General features: G+C 41.2%; 13 protein-coding genes. 5 read left to right on the top strand and 8 right to left on the bottom strand.

Going from position 1 to position 14826, the window contains the following annotated elements; translation table 11 throughout:
* Positions 1–3: 3 nt before the first annotated feature.
* The 4 genes from MHI35_RS02960 to MHI35_RS02945 form a co-directional block, all read right to left on the bottom strand.
* A complete protein-coding gene (locus MHI35_RS02960; RefSeq protein WP_211063804.1) occupies positions 4–2208 on the bottom strand; it encodes a transglutaminase TgpA family protein in 2205 nt (734 codons plus the stop codon).
* Positions 2209–2217: 9 nt separating this feature from the next.
* Positions 2218–3303, bottom strand: coding sequence for a DUF58 domain-containing protein (locus MHI35_RS02955; RefSeq protein WP_284553816.1), 1086 nt, complete (start codon positions 3301–3303; stop codon positions 2218–2220).
* Between the two features lie 101 nt (positions 3304–3404).
* On the bottom strand, positions 3405–4367 hold the full coding sequence (locus tag MHI35_RS02950; RefSeq protein WP_003214081.1) for an AAA family ATPase: 963 nt from the start codon (positions 4365–4367) through the stop codon (positions 3405–3407).
* 102 nt (positions 4368–4469) lie between these two features.
* Complete coding sequence (locus tag MHI35_RS02945) at positions 4470–5369, bottom strand: cation diffusion facilitator family transporter (RefSeq protein WP_211063806.1); 900 nt, start codon at positions 5367–5369, stop codon at positions 4470–4472.
* 482 nt (positions 5370–5851) lie between these two features.
* Here MHI35_RS02945 and gabP point away from each other — a divergent pair, with 482 nt between their 5' ends.
* The 3 genes from gabP to MHI35_RS02930 all read left to right on the top strand — a co-directional run bounded on the left by gabP (position 5852) and on the right by MHI35_RS02930 (position 9530).
* Positions 5852–7240 carry a GABA permease gene (gene gabP / locus MHI35_RS02940; protein ID WP_211063807.1) on the top strand — a complete coding sequence of 463 codons (1389 nt, stop codon included), beginning with the start codon at positions 5852–5854 and terminating at the stop codon, positions 7238–7240.
* Positions 7241–7337: 97 nt separating this feature from the next.
* Positions 7338–8867 carry a multicopper oxidase family protein gene (locus MHI35_RS02935; RefSeq protein WP_211063808.1) on the top strand — a complete coding sequence of 510 codons (1530 nt, stop codon included), beginning with the start codon at positions 7338–7340 and terminating at the stop codon, positions 8865–8867.
* 288 nt (positions 8868–9155) lie between these two features.
* The gene (locus tag MHI35_RS02930) at positions 9156–9530 is read left to right on the top strand and encodes a carboxymuconolactone decarboxylase family protein (RefSeq protein ID WP_211063809.1); all 375 of its coding nucleotides are present in this window, start codon (positions 9156–9158) and stop codon (positions 9528–9530) included.
* 217 nt (positions 9531–9747) lie between these two features.
* On the opposite strand, the gene MHI35_RS02925 is transcribed toward MHI35_RS02930, so the two are convergent.
* Together MHI35_RS02925 and MHI35_RS02920 are read right to left on the bottom strand one after the other, a co-directional pair.
* A complete protein-coding gene (locus MHI35_RS02925; protein ID WP_211063810.1) occupies positions 9748–10797 on the bottom strand; it encodes a hypothetical protein in 1050 nt (349 codons plus the stop codon).
* Positions 10798–10870: 73 nt separating this feature from the next.
* Entirely contained in the window at positions 10871–11239 is a 369-nt protein-coding gene (locus MHI35_RS02920; protein WP_003213878.1) for an RlpA-like double-psi beta-barrel domain-containing protein, read from the bottom strand.
* A gap of 209 nt (positions 11240–11448) precedes the next feature.
* Between MHI35_RS02920 and MHI35_RS02915 the strand changes: the two genes are divergently transcribed.
* Positions 11449–12123 (top strand): hypothetical protein, encoded by a 675-nt coding sequence (locus tag MHI35_RS02915; RefSeq protein WP_211063811.1) that lies wholly within the window; start codon positions 11449–11451, stop codon positions 12121–12123.
* A gap of 125 nt (positions 12124–12248) precedes the next feature.
* Positions 12249–12716 (top strand): hypothetical protein, encoded by a 468-nt coding sequence (locus MHI35_RS02910; RefSeq protein ID WP_335349125.1) that lies wholly within the window; start codon positions 12249–12251, stop codon positions 12714–12716.
* 45 nt (positions 12717–12761) lie between these two features.
* Here MHI35_RS02910 and MHI35_RS02905 read toward each other — a convergent pair whose 3' ends face one another.
* Together MHI35_RS02905 and MHI35_RS02900 are read right to left on the bottom strand one after the other, a co-directional pair.
* Positions 12762–13178 (bottom strand): hypothetical protein, encoded by a 417-nt coding sequence (locus tag MHI35_RS02905; protein ID WP_088004274.1) that lies wholly within the window; start codon positions 13176–13178, stop codon positions 12762–12764.
* Positions 13179–13375: 197 nt separating this feature from the next.
* Positions 13376–14526, bottom strand: a protein-coding gene (locus MHI35_RS02900; RefSeq protein WP_251184937.1) for an IS3 family transposase whose coding sequence is annotated in 2 segments (ribosomal slippage) — positions 13376–14253 and positions 14253–14526 — 1152 coding nt in all. Because the reading frame shifts where the segments join, the coding sequence is not laid out codon by codon here.
* Between the last annotated feature and the right edge of the window lie 300 nt (positions 14527–14826).

The following is a 14826-nucleotide window of genomic DNA, read 5'->3' as shown; positions in this document are numbered from 1 at the left end:
AGACTATCTCCTGTTTATTAAATTTTCCCATAACTTTGCCGATTGCCCCCAAAGCATCGACGCATCCTCTCGTCGATAGAGTGCGCGCTCATAGAGCTGCGTCAGCTCTGACATCTGATGATCTCCATCCTTGTCATCGATCAAAGAGGCGAACTCTCTTAGCGTCATGCCAGGTTTTTTCTCAATTCCCCTGCGCTTTAGTTGCTTTAATAGCGCAGCATACGCATAGAAGAATACTTCCTCCTCTGGCAGACGTTTCACCTTTCTTACAATAAAGAATGGTAGCCATCTTGCTCTGAATCGATAAAGCATCCAGCTTATCAATCCTAGAAGGATCATAGCTCCTGCTGTGAAACCTAAGATTGAACCAACATGTACCATATTAGGCTTCGCTTGCACTGCTTGTTTCTTTGATTCAGCCGGCTGCGCTGTCTCCTGCTGCTGCGGCTGTTCTGCTCGCTGATCTTGGCTTGCATCAGAGTTAGATTGATCTTCTTCCTTTTGATCATCATCTGTTTGATCACTTGAAGCCGACTCATTTGTAAAGGTCTCTGGGTTCGTAAATCCTTTTGTCGGTTCGAAGGTTACCCAGCCTCTGTTTGGAAAATACACTTCTACCCATGAATGCGCATTATTATTGGTCACTTCATACACATTGTTTCCATCCATCTGTGTTTCATATAATTGACCTGACGTATAGCCTTTCACCCATCTCGCCGGAATCCCAATCGAACGAAGCAGCACAATCATCGAGGTTGAAAAATTATCACAGTAGCCGATCATCGTATCAAACAAAAACTGATCCACATAATCTTCTTGACGACTAGGCACAGCGACATTTTGCGTTTCATATGAAAATTTCGCAGACCCTAAGTAATCCTCAATCGCTTTAGCCTTATCGTACATATTATCCTTCGTTTCCGTTAAGCTATTTGCCAATGTTTTCACTCGCTCTGGCAATGAGGAAGGAAGCTGCAAATATTCACGGCCAACCTCCTGATTGACCTGCTTCTTTGTCGGTACTTTGATTTTCTGCAAATCCTCAAGGATAAATGTAGGAGACAAAAAGGTGACTTGGTAGTTCCCTAAATTTTTCGGCGGATTTTGAATGGACGGGACAATTTTCTCCGTTTTCCCCATCATTTGCATCGGAATGTTATCCATTGGCGTCAGCATGATCGTCCCAATCGGATAGACGGCATGATTGAAACGATAATTCGATTCCATATCGATTCTCGTTTCGTGCATCTCTGTTTTTACACGCTCAGTAAACCAACGATTCGGTATACTGTCCTCTTTTAGCCGAGTAGGCTTCGCATCATTTGAAGCGTCCTCCCAGCCCTTTCCGGTGTAGATACTTTTTGTTTCGACACGAAAGTAGGACGGCTCCTTTCCGCTCCATTTAAAGACCGGTGTTTGGTCCTCACTAAACGGTCCGCCAAGCGATGAATCATCTGTACTATATCCCACCTTATTCTGTCCGGCAGAGCCATCTTGATTCGTCACCGCCTTAAAAAACGGGACTGGATCAGGCCATTTCGGATCAGACTTTGGTAAAGAAGCGCCGAGTGTTGCTGACAGAAGAACGAGTGCCAGCATAGGCAAAAACCACTTTAGACGCGCCTTCTGTGATACCCGAATGCCTTCAGCCGAACGCAGTCGATCGAAGTACAGCAACCCAAGCAAACAAAAACCAAACACCATAATGCGAATGATCGCAAAGGTTGCATCATACGGCGTAAACGTATCCAGAATCGTGACATATACAATCGTCATGAGTAAAAAGAAAAAGATACGCTGCTGATAGACCACCCAATAATGAAGCAAGTAAACAAGAAGCCATAGCAAAATATAAAACAATAATGTGCGGAAGGAGGGATACATGTCACTCCACATGCCTGTGCTCATGAAGGTGATATTATCTTTAATATCACCAAATAATGCAGCCGGATAGCTTGGCTCTGCTTGATAAAAGATCAAATATAAGGCGAGCAAAATCAAGCCAGTACAAATAGGAAACGTCACATACCACTTCAAACGAAAGAATGTAAACAAACATGTAAGCCCTATAAAAATGATGAAATAAGACGTATGACTCGTCTCTGTAAAATCTTGAAGCGGTCGAAGCCACTCCCAAAGCAGCAGAAATGCTACAGCATAATAGATGAACAACTCAAAACGGCTTTGCCGCTGATGCGTATGCAGCATAAATGTTTGTCACCTCACAGTTCTTTCGTGCAGACGGTCTTCAAATAAAACGGTCGTGCGTATTCCCGATGCCTTAAGCCGGCCTACAAGCTGTTTTTCTTTTGCCGTGTATCGATCCACGGCTCTCTTCACTAAAAGAACAGTGATGTTCTTTCTATTCCGATTTCCAAAGAGGCTCTCAGCAAGCTCTTCATGTAGATGACCCGTAACGACATATTTTCCAGCGTATTGGTACTTACTCGCTGCGAACGCTTTATATTCAGGTGTGCGAGAAGGATGATGCTGCACCCTTGTTAAAAAATAAAGCATGTCCTGCAAATGAGATTCTCCTTGGTCCACTCGAAAGGCATGCTGATCACCAAGTGGGACAAGGCCTGCCGGAACTCCTTTTTTCACTGCAAATTGGAGAACTGAAGCTGTAATTGAAACGACGGTCTCAAATGCCGCTTCATCTGTAAAATCAGCAAAAACGACAAGATCCTTTGTTTGATTCTGTTCAAATTCCTTCGTCATCAGCTGGCCTCTTCTAGCTGTCGTCTTCCAGTCCACCCATGCAAAACGGTCTCCTTGCTGGTATTCCCTTACACCTGTTGTCACATGGGTCGGTTCATTTAACCAAGAGTGAACCGCTTTGCCTCCATTTTCATTCAATGACTCAGCAGACTCAACCTGAAGATCGAGCATTTTCGGATAAACAAGCAACTTTTTTTCTAACGGGATGATGACTTCTTTCTCCACAAAACCAAACATATCCCCTGTTTTGATTCGAACCGCTGACAAATGATGTTCTCCGCGCATGACATCATTCAATTGATAGGAAAAACGCCACGTTTTCTGAAACCAAGGAAACAGCATTTGCTTCATTTCAATTTGTTCTTTTAAATGAAAGGAGTCTGGAGGATCATCCTCAATCAAGACGTAAACGTATGGAAATGGATTTGTCCGCTTGATTTCAAGGTCAACGGACAGCACGTCTCCCGCCTTCAAGCGGGTTTGTTGTAAAGTCCTTTTCGCTGTCACTCTCAGCGGCACGAGCGCAAACAGCAAAGCATACAACGCATATGGTAAAAATGCATAAAAAAGGAACCAACTCACAAACCCTCCCTGAAACATGGCATAACAAAAAACTGCCGCAGTGAGGATGATGAGCATCATCACCCGTAACCATAATGAAAAAGCGAAACGATGACCTAATTTCATTGAGTCATCGACTTTTGAACTGGCACGCCAATTTGTTCAAGCATTTGTCGCAGCAGTGTCTCCGCCTTCTTCCCTTCATACGTCGCTTCTGATGTCAAAATCATTCGATGCGGTAATGTATAAGACGCCAAATACTGTACATCATCAGGAATCACATAATCTCGCCTGTTCAACAGTGCATATGCCTGAGCCGCTTTCATAAGGGCGATCGATCCCCTTGGACTCACACCTAGATAGACAGATGGATGCTGACGCGTCGCTTGTGCAATTTCCACAATATATTCTTTAATGGATGCATCCACATGAATGGTCTGAACCGCTTGCTGCAACGCATGGATATGATCCTTTGTCATCACTGCTTGGAGCGTATCAATTGGGGACTGTTTTTCCTGCAAGTTGAGTACCTCCAGCTCCTCTAGCATGGTCGGATACCCCATTTGTAGCTTGAATAAAAAACGGTCCATTTGCGCTTCTGGTAGCGGATAAGTCCCTTCATATTCCACTGGATTCTGCGTAGCCATGACGAAAAAAGGATCAGCAAGCAGCATTGTTTCTCCGTCCACTGTGACACTGCCTTCCTCCATCGCTTCGAGCAATGCAGACTGTGTTTTTGGAGAGGTACGGTTGATCTCATCAGCCAAAATGATCTGTCCCATAATGGGGCCTTGCCTAAATTCAAATTCATTCGTTTTTTTATTATAAATCGACACACCTGTTACATCAGATGGCAAAAGGTCAGGAGTGAATTGAATTCGCTTAAACTCACAGCCAATCGATTTTGCCAAAGCACGAACCATCATCGTCTTCCCAACACCAGGCACATCCTCTAGTAGCACATGCCCCTTCGCCAAAATCGCAACAAGGCTTAATATCGCAATGTCTTTCTTCCCAACCATGACTTTATTGATGTTATCTACGATTTTTTGTAAATCTGAATGCATTGGTTCATCAAATGCCATCCTGATCCTCCTATCACGTTTCCGTTAAATTTCATATAGTCTAACTTTACCATACAACGCGCATTTGCATAAAACATCAACACGTGAAAAAAAGAAGCCTTCTCACGATGGAAAAGACTTCTTCTGTTCTTTTGGCTCACCTGCTGGCTCCATATGAACATGAGAGTGTAAAATATCATGTTCCTTCTTCATTCTACGTTCAATCTCATCTGCAATATCATGACTTTCTGCTATGTTCAAGTGCGGCTCGACCTCCACTACTACATCCACATGGACCGTGCTTCCGAGATAGCGTGCCTTAATATCTTTCAAATCGCCCACCCCAGGTGTTGCTTCAATGGTCTCTTTATATTTGGACATATCTTTTATATGAAAACCGTCCGTTAACGAATGAGAAGCATCTCTGAAAATCTCCCATGCCGTTTTACAAATAATGAGGCCAATGACAAACGCTGCAAGCGTATCAATCCATGCCAGCTGAAATTGAGAGGCGATAATCCCTACAAATGTTCCGATGCTCACATACGCATCTGATTTATTATCAGCTGCTGCTGCATGAAGAGCCTGGCTATTGATCCGTTTGGACAGATTGCGGTTGTAAATATACACACCATACATCACCACAGCACTTCCTGCTGCCGTCCAAGCTGCGATCATATCAGGCGTTTGATGCTCAGATGAGAAGAGCGACTGACCTGCGCTCAGTAAAACCTGAAGTCCAACAAGCATCATAATAAAGGACGCCACAAGAGACGCAATGTTCTCTGCTCTAAAATGACCGTATGGATGATCTTCATCAGGCGGCTTTTGAGAAATACGAAGTCCAATCAACACTGCAAGGGATGCAATAATATCCGTCGTATTATTCAATCCATCTGCCGAAAGAGCCTCTGAATGAAACGTATACCCAATCAGAAGTTTCACTGCAGATAAGATCACATAGGCAATGATGCTGACCCAAGCACCTGTTTCACCTTGTCTTAATTCGTTATAGCGCTCCATGTCGAACCGCGCCTCCTCACACATCACTTTTCTATTATTTATCTTACAAAGCAAAGCCCGTGTGGGTCTACAGCAACATGATTCGCTTGTGTCAGCAAAATAGGATACATAGAAATGTGTTGACCTAAGTAAACTTATTTTTACAAGGTCAATTGACCTCAAGACCTACTCCCATCAACCTTTTCCTCATTCACTCTGTGAGGATCATATGGGCAAGTTCACTCTTACTAGTAAAATTTCAGAATAATTTTATTTTAAGACACAACTTCTCTTCATCCGATCTTATGCTATTTTTAAGAATGAACAGAGGAAAAAGAGGGAACATAATCTCTCAAATCCTTTATACTTTTTAACATCATGTTAAGAGGTTTGAAATGTCAGTTTGATAACCTGTCCAATGCTGAATGACAATTCAGTATGATAAAATTTAAAATATTCTAAAAACAAATTCTCTATAAGGAGAAATGTTTGGAGGTAAAGACATGTCCAACATGACAAACGGTCTTCAAAAAAATCTTAAAACAAGACATATTTCCATGATCTCCATTGCTGGGGTTATTGGCGCAGGGCTATTTGTTGGTAGCGGCGCTGTCATTCATTCTGCAGGGCCTGGATCCATTCTTTCCTATTCTTTTGCCGGACTTCTCGTGATCTTTATTATGAGAATGCTTGGGGAAATGGCATGCGCCTATCCGACAAGCGGTTCCTTCTCACAATATGCGAGCGATGCCATCGGTCCATGGGCCGGTTTTACAATTGGCTGGCTTTATTGGTTCTTCTGGGTGATCGTTATCGCCATCGAAGCCATTGCCGGTGCTGCCATTATTCAGTATTGGTATGGAGATGCACCTGTTTGGCTCACAAGTCTTATCCTCACTATCCTCTTAACATTAACAAATATCTTTTCTGTTAAATCTTTTGGCGAATTTGAATATTGGTTCTCATTAATCAAAGTCGTCAGCATCATTCTCTTTCTACTCATCGGTTTTGCATTTATCTTTGGTTTTGGTGGTCATCATACTGTAGGTCTTTCCAATTTAACGGGGAACGGGGGTTTCCTTCCAAATGGATTCAGCTCTGTTTTACTCGGAATTGTCGTCGTCATCTTTTCCTTCATGGGAACCGAGATTGTGGCAATAGCGGCCGGAGAATCAGCAGACCCGGTCAAGTCTGTAACAACAGCTACCCGCTCTGTTGTATGGCGTATCATCGTGTTTTATGTCGGTTCTATCGCTGTCGTTGTGACCTTGCTTCCGTGGAATTCAGCAAGTATTTTAACAAGCCCGTTCGTTGCGGTATTAGAATACATCGGCGTCCCATCAGCAGCTCAAGTCATGAACGTCATTGTTTTAACAGCCGTTCTATCTTGCTTAAACTCCGGATTATACACCACCTCCAGAATGCTTTATTCATTGGCAGAAAGAGGCGAAGCACCGAAACGCTTTATGAAAATCAGCAAACGTGGCGTTCCTGTAGCGGCTACAGTTGCAGGCACCTTCTTTTCCTATATCGCCGTCATGATGAACTACTTTTATCCTGAAACCATCTTTTTGTTCTTAGTCAATGCATCCGGCGCGATTGCCCTTCTTGTGTACTTGGTCATTGCTGTTTCACAATTAAGAATGCGCCGTAAAATCGAAAAAGAAAATCCAGAACAGCTCAAAATCAAAATGTGGCTGTTCCCATATCTCACGTACTTTACCATTTTGGTCATTTGCGCCATCTTGGCATCCATGCTGTTTATTGAATCAATGAGACCACAGCTCATTTTGACGAGTATCATTACCTTCAGTGTGCTTGCCGCTTATTTCATCTTTAAACCGAATAAAAAAGTGCCTGCAAATGCAGCGCTTGAAAATAAACATCCGTAATGTCCCCGCTGAAAAGCGGGTTTTTTATTTTATTCACCTATTTTCATGTCCGCACTTATACTGTATCAAATTGGATTTTAAGTGAGGATTAGATAACATGAACCTAGAAAAATTTGTTGACGAGCTACCAATTCCAGAAGTTGCGGAGCCCGTCAAAAAGAACCCAAGACAAACGTATTATGAAATCACTATGGAGGAGGTATTTCTAAAAGTTCATAGAGACCTCCCCCCAACCAAGCTATGGACCTATAATGGCAGTTTGCCTGGTCCAACCATTCATGCGAATCGAAATGAAAAGGTCAAAGTGAAATGGATGAACAAATTGCCACTTAAGCATTTTCTACCGGTCGATCACACCATTCACGAAGGCCATCATGATGAACCAGAAGTCAAAACCGTCGTTCATTTACATGGTGGCGTCACACCAGCAAGCAGTGACGGCTATCCAGAGGCTTGGTTTTCACGAGACTTTGAAGCAACCGGCCCCTTCTTTGAACGGGAGGTGTACGAATACCCAAATCATCAGCAAGCCTGCACATTGTGGTATCACGATCATGCGATGGCATTGACACGATTAAATGTGTACGCCGGATTAGCTGGATTTTATTTGATCTCAGATGCGTTTGAAAAATCGCTAGAATTACCGAAGGATGAGTATGATATTCCGCTAATGATTATGGACCGTACGTTTCAAGAGGATGGCGCGCTGTTTTATCCAAGCAGACCAAACAACACGCCAGAAGACAGCGATCTACCAGATCCGTCTATCGTGCCCTTCTTTTGCGGAGAAACCATTTTGGTCAATGGCAAAGTATGGCCATATTTAGAAGTGGAGCCACGAAAATACCGTTTTCGTATTTTAAATGCGTCTAATACAAGAACTTACGAGCTGCATCTAGACAACGATGCGACGATTTTGCAAATTGGATCTGATGGCGGCTTTTTACCAAGACCTGTTCACCATCAATCCTTTAGCATTGCTCCGGCTGAGCGATTTGATGTCATCATCGATTTTTCAGCTTATGAAAACAAAACGATTATCCTTAAAAATAAAGCCGGCTGCGGTCAGGAAGTGAATCCTGAAACAGATGCGAACATTATGCAATTTAAAGTCACACGTCCGTTAAAAGGAAGAGCACCTAAAACATTACGGCCTATTTTCAAACCACTCCCACCACTTCGGCCTAGTCGAGCTGATAAAGAGCGCACGCTCACTCTTACCGGTACACAGGATAAATACGGTCGCCCCATTTTATTGCTTGATAACCATTTTTGGAATGACCCTGTCACGGAAAACCCTCGGCTTGGCAGTGTAGAGCTTTGGTCCATCGTCAATCCAACAAGGGGTACACATCCTATTCATTTACATCTTGTTCAATTTAGGGTGATAGACAGAAGACCATTTGATACAGAGATCTATCAATCGACAGGGGACATTGTGTATACAGGACCGAACGAAGCCCCTCCTTTACACGAACAAGGCTACAAGGACACCATTCAAGCACATGCCGGTGAAGTCATTCGGATCATTGCTCGCTTTGTTCCATACAGCGGCAGGTATGTGTGGCATTGTCATATATTAGAGCACGAAGATTATGACATGATGCGGCCGATGGATATTATTTAGTAACATGAAACCGATCTCCCATCACATGCGTAAACACATGTATTGAGTAAATCATTGCAAAGGGCTAACAGACAACAATATATTAGCCCTTTCCTTCCTTTTCATTGAATCATTCTAAAATAAAACAATGCATGACTCAAAATGACATTTATTTGTACATTCACCACTTAAAAAGTTGGCGCATCAAACCGATAATACTACTATATACCTATTGCATCTATCATAAGGCACATTTACCACAATGAACGAACATATGGAAAATTGCGATAAAAAACGGAGGAGTTCAATTTGAATGAAGAAAAAGAGACTTGCCAGATCACACAAGAAACAGCGGCAGGTAACATAGAGGAGCTTTCAATTCAGAAAAACGAGAGCATTCGGTCAAATATTGAACAGCTAACAATTGAACTCGGTGAACAAAAAGAATTCAACCACTTCATTTTAGATGAAAAACAAAAGGCCATCATCACATTATCTGCCCTCATTACAAAAGGCGATAGTGATGAAGAATTAAAGACTCATTTTGAACAAGCATTACATATCGGACTTTCTGTCATAGAGATCATGGAGATTATTAAGCACTGTACAAAAGTTGCTGGATTCCCTCACTCCATTAATGCCTTGTTTATTTTTCAAAACTTATTAGACAATAACACCAAATAAATCAGTGAAAACGAGAAGCCATCTGTCCTCTCGTTTTTTTATGCTCATTCATATTACTCTCTTTCCTTTCCTCTGTCACATAAGCAAAATATGAAAATACCACACGTTTCCCACTTTAAAAACTGATTTCTCATACATAAATTCCTTAATTTCTGCAACATGTCAAACGGTAAAATAAAAAAACGTCCAGTTATATCAAAATAACTGGACGTACCTTTTATCGATTGACAGTGAAATTGTTAACGATTCCGCCATCCTTCTCCCAAGCGGCATCCACTGTTTTCTTCTTGATATTGTATTCAAATATTGTTCTTACCTTTGCTTTACGCCCTGTATCATCCTTTAATTCCTTTGCGTTTTTAGCAACACCTAAGAAATAAACAGAAGACCCGTCCGTAGAAAATTGCGGCTGTGCGGCACTTAAAATATGCACATTCTCACTGTTCTTAATGAGTGTCGTTGTTTTCCCTGTTTCTACATCAAGCATTTTAATAGAGGATACTTCTTTTTCGTTTCGCACCTTCACTTCTGTATAAATCAATGTCTTATGATCTGGTGAAAATGAAATATCATTGATCGTTTGCGAAATGCGTGCAATTCGCTTCCCCTTTGCGCCTTTTTGAAGGGTAATCTTCATGGTTGTTGGTTCAGGGTCTCTTCCCTTTTCATTCGCTTCATCGGTTTTCTTGAAATCTTCTTTTAAGGAATAATGCTGGATTGCCAGAAGGTTTGACGCCGGATCATAAGCAAAAGAACTCACCGTGTCATCCTTACTTTTCTCTGGATATAATACCTTCACTTTGTGTGTGTTTACATCAAACATAGCGACATAAAATTGTTCCCCAGAATCCTTATTATATCTAAGATATAACTGTTTCCCGTCTCCAGATAGCCTCATACTGTCGATGGAATCATCACTCGTAAAAAGCGTTTTTTCTTCATTCTTTTTTACATTCAGTTCTCGAATACTCACTTTTTGCGTGTCCTCATCCGTATACGTGTAATATAAAAGCTGTTTCGTAGAATCATAAGCAATCGAAGGATAGGCTGTTAGTTTCTCCGTATGAAGCGCCCGGTCATGCAGATAATACGTATTGTTTAACTGTTGATCTGTAAATGAAACGAGTAATTCGTCCTTTGCATCCTGATTTGTTTTCACTTTTCCCGCATGCTTCGTCTCTTGCCCCGGCTTCATCATAAAGAAAATGACGGCCGCAATCACTACGACTCCGATGACTGTGATGATCCACCATGTTGATTTTTTCATTGCCTTTCAGACCCTCTCTACAAGAAAAGAAGCCAGAAAATGAACTTTTCCCGCTTCTTTGCATGCCTATGTATTAATAAGTGTAATGTCCTTTTACGACACCTTTACTTGTTTTATACCCTAGTGCTTTGAATGCTTTTGGGCTGACGTCTAATACAGCGTTTGGCATTCTACCTACATCATATTTATATACTGTAATCACTTTATGTGGTTTCGCTTTTGTTGTCACTCTTAGTTTTGTACCTTTTTTCGGTACGTCAAATCCCATTTTCGTTGCTGCATCCCAATGACCGAGTTTTTTTCCATCTGCGCCTTTTTTACCGACACCATTATACCAAGTAATATTGCCGCTTACTTTTTTTGCACTTGCTCCATGTGAGAAACTAAACGCCAAAAATAAACTAGCTACTGTTACGATTGTCGCGATAAGCTTTTTATTCATTAAAAAATCCTCCGTATTTGGTTTCTGCATTCATTATACATGAAGATGCACCCAGTTATTTTACAGACACATTACAATTCAAATACAAGTTGACCACTTTTTGACCGTTTTTTTACATAAATACGACCAAAAACAGCCAGAACATTGTAAGTAGCCCCCCTCTTTCATTTTATATAATGAAAGTGAATCAAATTTAAGGAGGAATTTTTATGAAAAAGTGGTTTATCGTTTTGAGTGTAAGTCTGGCCTTCGTTTTGATGCTATCAAGTATCCCCGCATCTGCAGCTAGCCCTCGTCATGGCGCGATTGTGACACAAACGGATGAGGCCAAATGGTCGGGTATCTCGGCTGATATTGTCTTGCCGAAAACAGCTACCATTAAAAATGGCTATGCGGACTGGTATCTCGGTCTCGGCTCTGCCGTTATAGAAAGTGGTATTTCAAAAACGCCTTCTGGCTATAAGGTCTTTCTAGGTAGCGGCTCACAAGGCGGCAGTCAATACTGGAACAGTAAATACGATAAGAGCATTAAAGATGGCGCACGTGTCAATTTAAAGCTCATCAATAATGGTGATGGCACAGTGTCACTATACGTCAATGGGACATTGCGCTATAAACAGCCTATTTACAAGCCTAGCCGTTTGAAAAACCTCGATGTCGTCAAAATGGTACATGGCGTACAAGATAATGGAACAAACAGCTACTCACAAGCAAGCTTCTCAAATGTACAGCTTCGTGCGAATACTTCAGGTAGTGTCTATAAAAATTGGGATGGATCCATCAAATCATCGCTTTTACGTAAGAATTTAGAGTCTGGTGCTGCGGCTCCAAAATTCACTGTCATTTCTTCTGTTCCATTAAGTACAAGCCTTTCGGCACAATAAGAAAAAAAGCGCCCGATAGAGGGTGCTTTTTATTGTTCACAGCTTATCAACACTTCTCTTTTAATCAAATCAAGGATTCGTGGTAACATAAACATACATACTTCGAAGAAAAAAGGAGAACGAACGTGAAAAAAAGTCTACTTGTTTTCATGAGCCTAGTTGCAAGTCTCTTCATGCTAGCAGCTTGCTCAAATACGACAAACGAACAAAAAACAGAAACGAAGGCACTTCCAACGATCAATGAACGCATTCAAAAAGAAACGAAAGAAGTCATGGAACAGTCTAAACTTATAAAAGACACGGACATCACCGTTGATGAAAAGAAAAAAATCATTTCTTTAAACGTAACAGCTTCCCCTGATACCAATAGTGATTACGCTGAAGTCATCGGTTTAAACTTTGCCAAAACGCTTGCCATTGGAGCTTCAACTGAAAAAGAAAACAATCTTCATAAACCCGAAAATGACAGTCTTGGCGCTCTGTATTCTTTTTACGACCTAAACATCACCGTGAAACAAGAAAACGGCAAAGTGCTGGCAAAGGGAACAAAAAAAACAAATGAAACAAAAATTACTTGGGAAAGAGCCCAATAATTTAGAAAAGCTTGTAGAGGATCACTCTACAAGCTTTTTTCAAGTTTATACAAACAAATCGTCTCTCATCGCATCGACCAGTGTGTGAATATCTGAGTGAGCCCATGATGCTAATCGTGCCAACAAATCATCTATACACTCATACAAATGACGTTCCCTCAAAATATACTCCTTATAAAATGGAATGACAAAGAAATAGAGCAAATCAGCCAATTCAAGCGCAACGATATCGTTATCCTCATCTTCTAACGCCTGTCCAATACGTTGAATCAGCCAATGCAAATCTGCTTTCTTTTCAATCGGAACATACATGATTTGATGAATATAATCCGTATCCTTCGCTTGTAAAATCCGCTCAGCCGCTTCCTTTGACAGCGCCCCAATTTCTGTAGAAGATATATTCACAACCGCTAATTCATCCTCTGATCTCACTTGATTCATTTGCAGCAAGTTTTGGTCCATTTCGACTCACTCCCCATTCTCAGATACTTTTATTATAAGGAATTGATCTGATTTTTTATGGAAATAGTGGATTTTTTTATGTAATTTTAAAGAAAATGTGACATTATAAGCCAAGGTATCTTATATCTCTCAAATAAAAAAGCACCCTTGATGGGACGGGACTGACCCCCGTTTTTGAGACAGGAATCAAAACACCTTTATACAGCCAATTGCCGATAGTTTATCGGTGATTGGTTGTTTAGTTTCGTTTGAATACGAATGTTGTTATAATAATAAATGTATTCTTTGACAGTGCGTTCTACGATGGTGGTTGTAGTGCGATCAATCCTGTTAAGATAGAACGTTTCAGACTTTAGTGAGGAATGAAACGATTCGATGGAGGCATTATCAGCGGGCGTCCCTTTACGGGACATGCTCATGGTAATGCCTTTTATATGAACCGCTTTCTGATACTCGTAAGATGTATACACAGAACCTTGATCGCTATGTAACACGCAATTCTCAGGAAGTGCTGGGAGCTGATTAAGTGTGTTTAAGATAAAGTCTGTGTCCTGCTTATCACCAATCGTAAAAGCAATCACTTCTCCATTATATAAATCCAATATACTGGAAAGGTACAATTGTTTCTGTCCATAAGGCAAATACGTGATGTCCGTTACTAGTTTTTCAAGAGGGCGATCAGACTGAAAATTCCGATCCAGTATATTACCGGCTACGGCATAAGGCTGCCCATTCTTCTTACGCTTTTTCATTTTAACCCGGCATTGCCACTGGTTTTTCTGCATGATACGTTGAACAGTTTTATGGTTAATACGCATTCTCATTTTTAGTATGGCTGTGATTTTCCGATAACCATATCGATATTTGTGCTTTCGGCACAACGTGCCGACCTGTTTCTCTAGTTGTCTTTTAGAATGAGTCTGAGTCAAATCCTTTTTCCATCTATAATACGAAGTACGTAAGATACCTAAATGGACACAGATGTCCTGTACCGTCATCGTTTTGCACAATTCTTCTACCAGTTTGATTGACGTTTCCTTATCAACTTCCTTTCCAATTCGTTGTACTTTTTTAAAACTTCATTCTGTTGACTCAAATAGCGATTTTCTGCCTGTAGTCTCTCTAATTCAGAAGAGTACTCGGGACCCTTTCCATAGGTATATTGTTTTCCAACAGGTTGTTCGAACCTGTGTGTATCCCCAGCTTTATGCCATCTCACCCATGTCTGAACCTGCGTCTTATTCTTGATATTCAATTCCTGCATGATCTCTTTCATAGGTACGCCTGCCAACCTCATTTCCACAGCCTTCTGTTTGACTTCAACCGGATAACTCACTCTTGTCCCCATAGAAAAAACACCTCCATGTTTTATTTCGGATCACAACGATCCGTTTTCAAACTTGAAGGTGTTTTTTATTTGTCTCATCTTATGGGGTCAGTTCCGATCATAAGAGTGCTTTCTCTGTAGCTTTCGAATGTTTACAGCATGATTGTTCATCTTTCTCTTCAAACGTATTACACATAGCAATAAAAATCCCACTCCCTATTTGGAAGTGGAATTTCACTCTTTCTTTATTTATCACGCTTTTTCGATCCAAACAATCCAAACACGACGGCCAGTGCAACAATAATCGCTACCCAAGTAGTA

The sequence above is a fragment of the Bacillus sp. FSL K6-3459 genome (assembly GCF_038003305.1).
Classification (GTDB): domain Bacteria; phylum Bacillota; class Bacilli; order Bacillales; family Bacillaceae; genus Bacillus; species Bacillus pumilus_O.
This window is presented reverse-complemented; position numbering and strand designations above follow the sequence as displayed.

What these genes read in the sequence shown, in the direction of transcription:
- MHI35_RS02925 (WP_211063810.1), bottom strand. Translation starts at nt 10,797, where the DNA reads ATGAAAAAATCAACATGGTGGATCATCACAGTCATCGGAGTCGTAGTG.
- gabP (WP_211063807.1), top strand. Translation starts at nt 5,852, where the DNA reads ATGTCCAACATGACAAACGGTCTTCAAAAAAATCTTAAAACAAGACAT.
- MHI35_RS02950 (WP_003214081.1), bottom strand. Translation starts at nt 4,367, where the DNA reads ATGGCATTTGATGAACCAATGCATTCAGATTTACAAAAAATCGTAGAT.
- MHI35_RS02905 (WP_088004274.1), bottom strand. Translation starts at nt 13,178, where the DNA reads ATGGACCAAAACTTGCTGCAAATGAATCAAGTGAGATCAGAGGATGAA.
- MHI35_RS02920 (WP_003213878.1), bottom strand. Translation starts at nt 11,239, where the DNA reads ATGAATAAAAAGCTTATCGCGACAATCGTAACAGTAGCTAGTTTATTT.
- MHI35_RS02945 (WP_211063806.1), bottom strand. Translation starts at nt 5,369, where the DNA reads ATGGAGCGCTATAACGAATTAAGACAAGGTGAAACAGGTGCTTGGGTC.
- MHI35_RS02915 (WP_211063811.1), top strand. Translation starts at nt 11,449, where the DNA reads ATGAAAAAGTGGTTTATCGTTTTGAGTGTAAGTCTGGCCTTCGTTTTG.
- MHI35_RS02960 (WP_211063804.1), bottom strand. Translation starts at nt 2,208, where the DNA reads ATGCTGCATACGCATCAGCGGCAAAGCCGTTTTGAGTTGTTCATCTAT.
- MHI35_RS02935 (WP_211063808.1), top strand. Translation starts at nt 7,338, where the DNA reads ATGAACCTAGAAAAATTTGTTGACGAGCTACCAATTCCAGAAGTTGCG.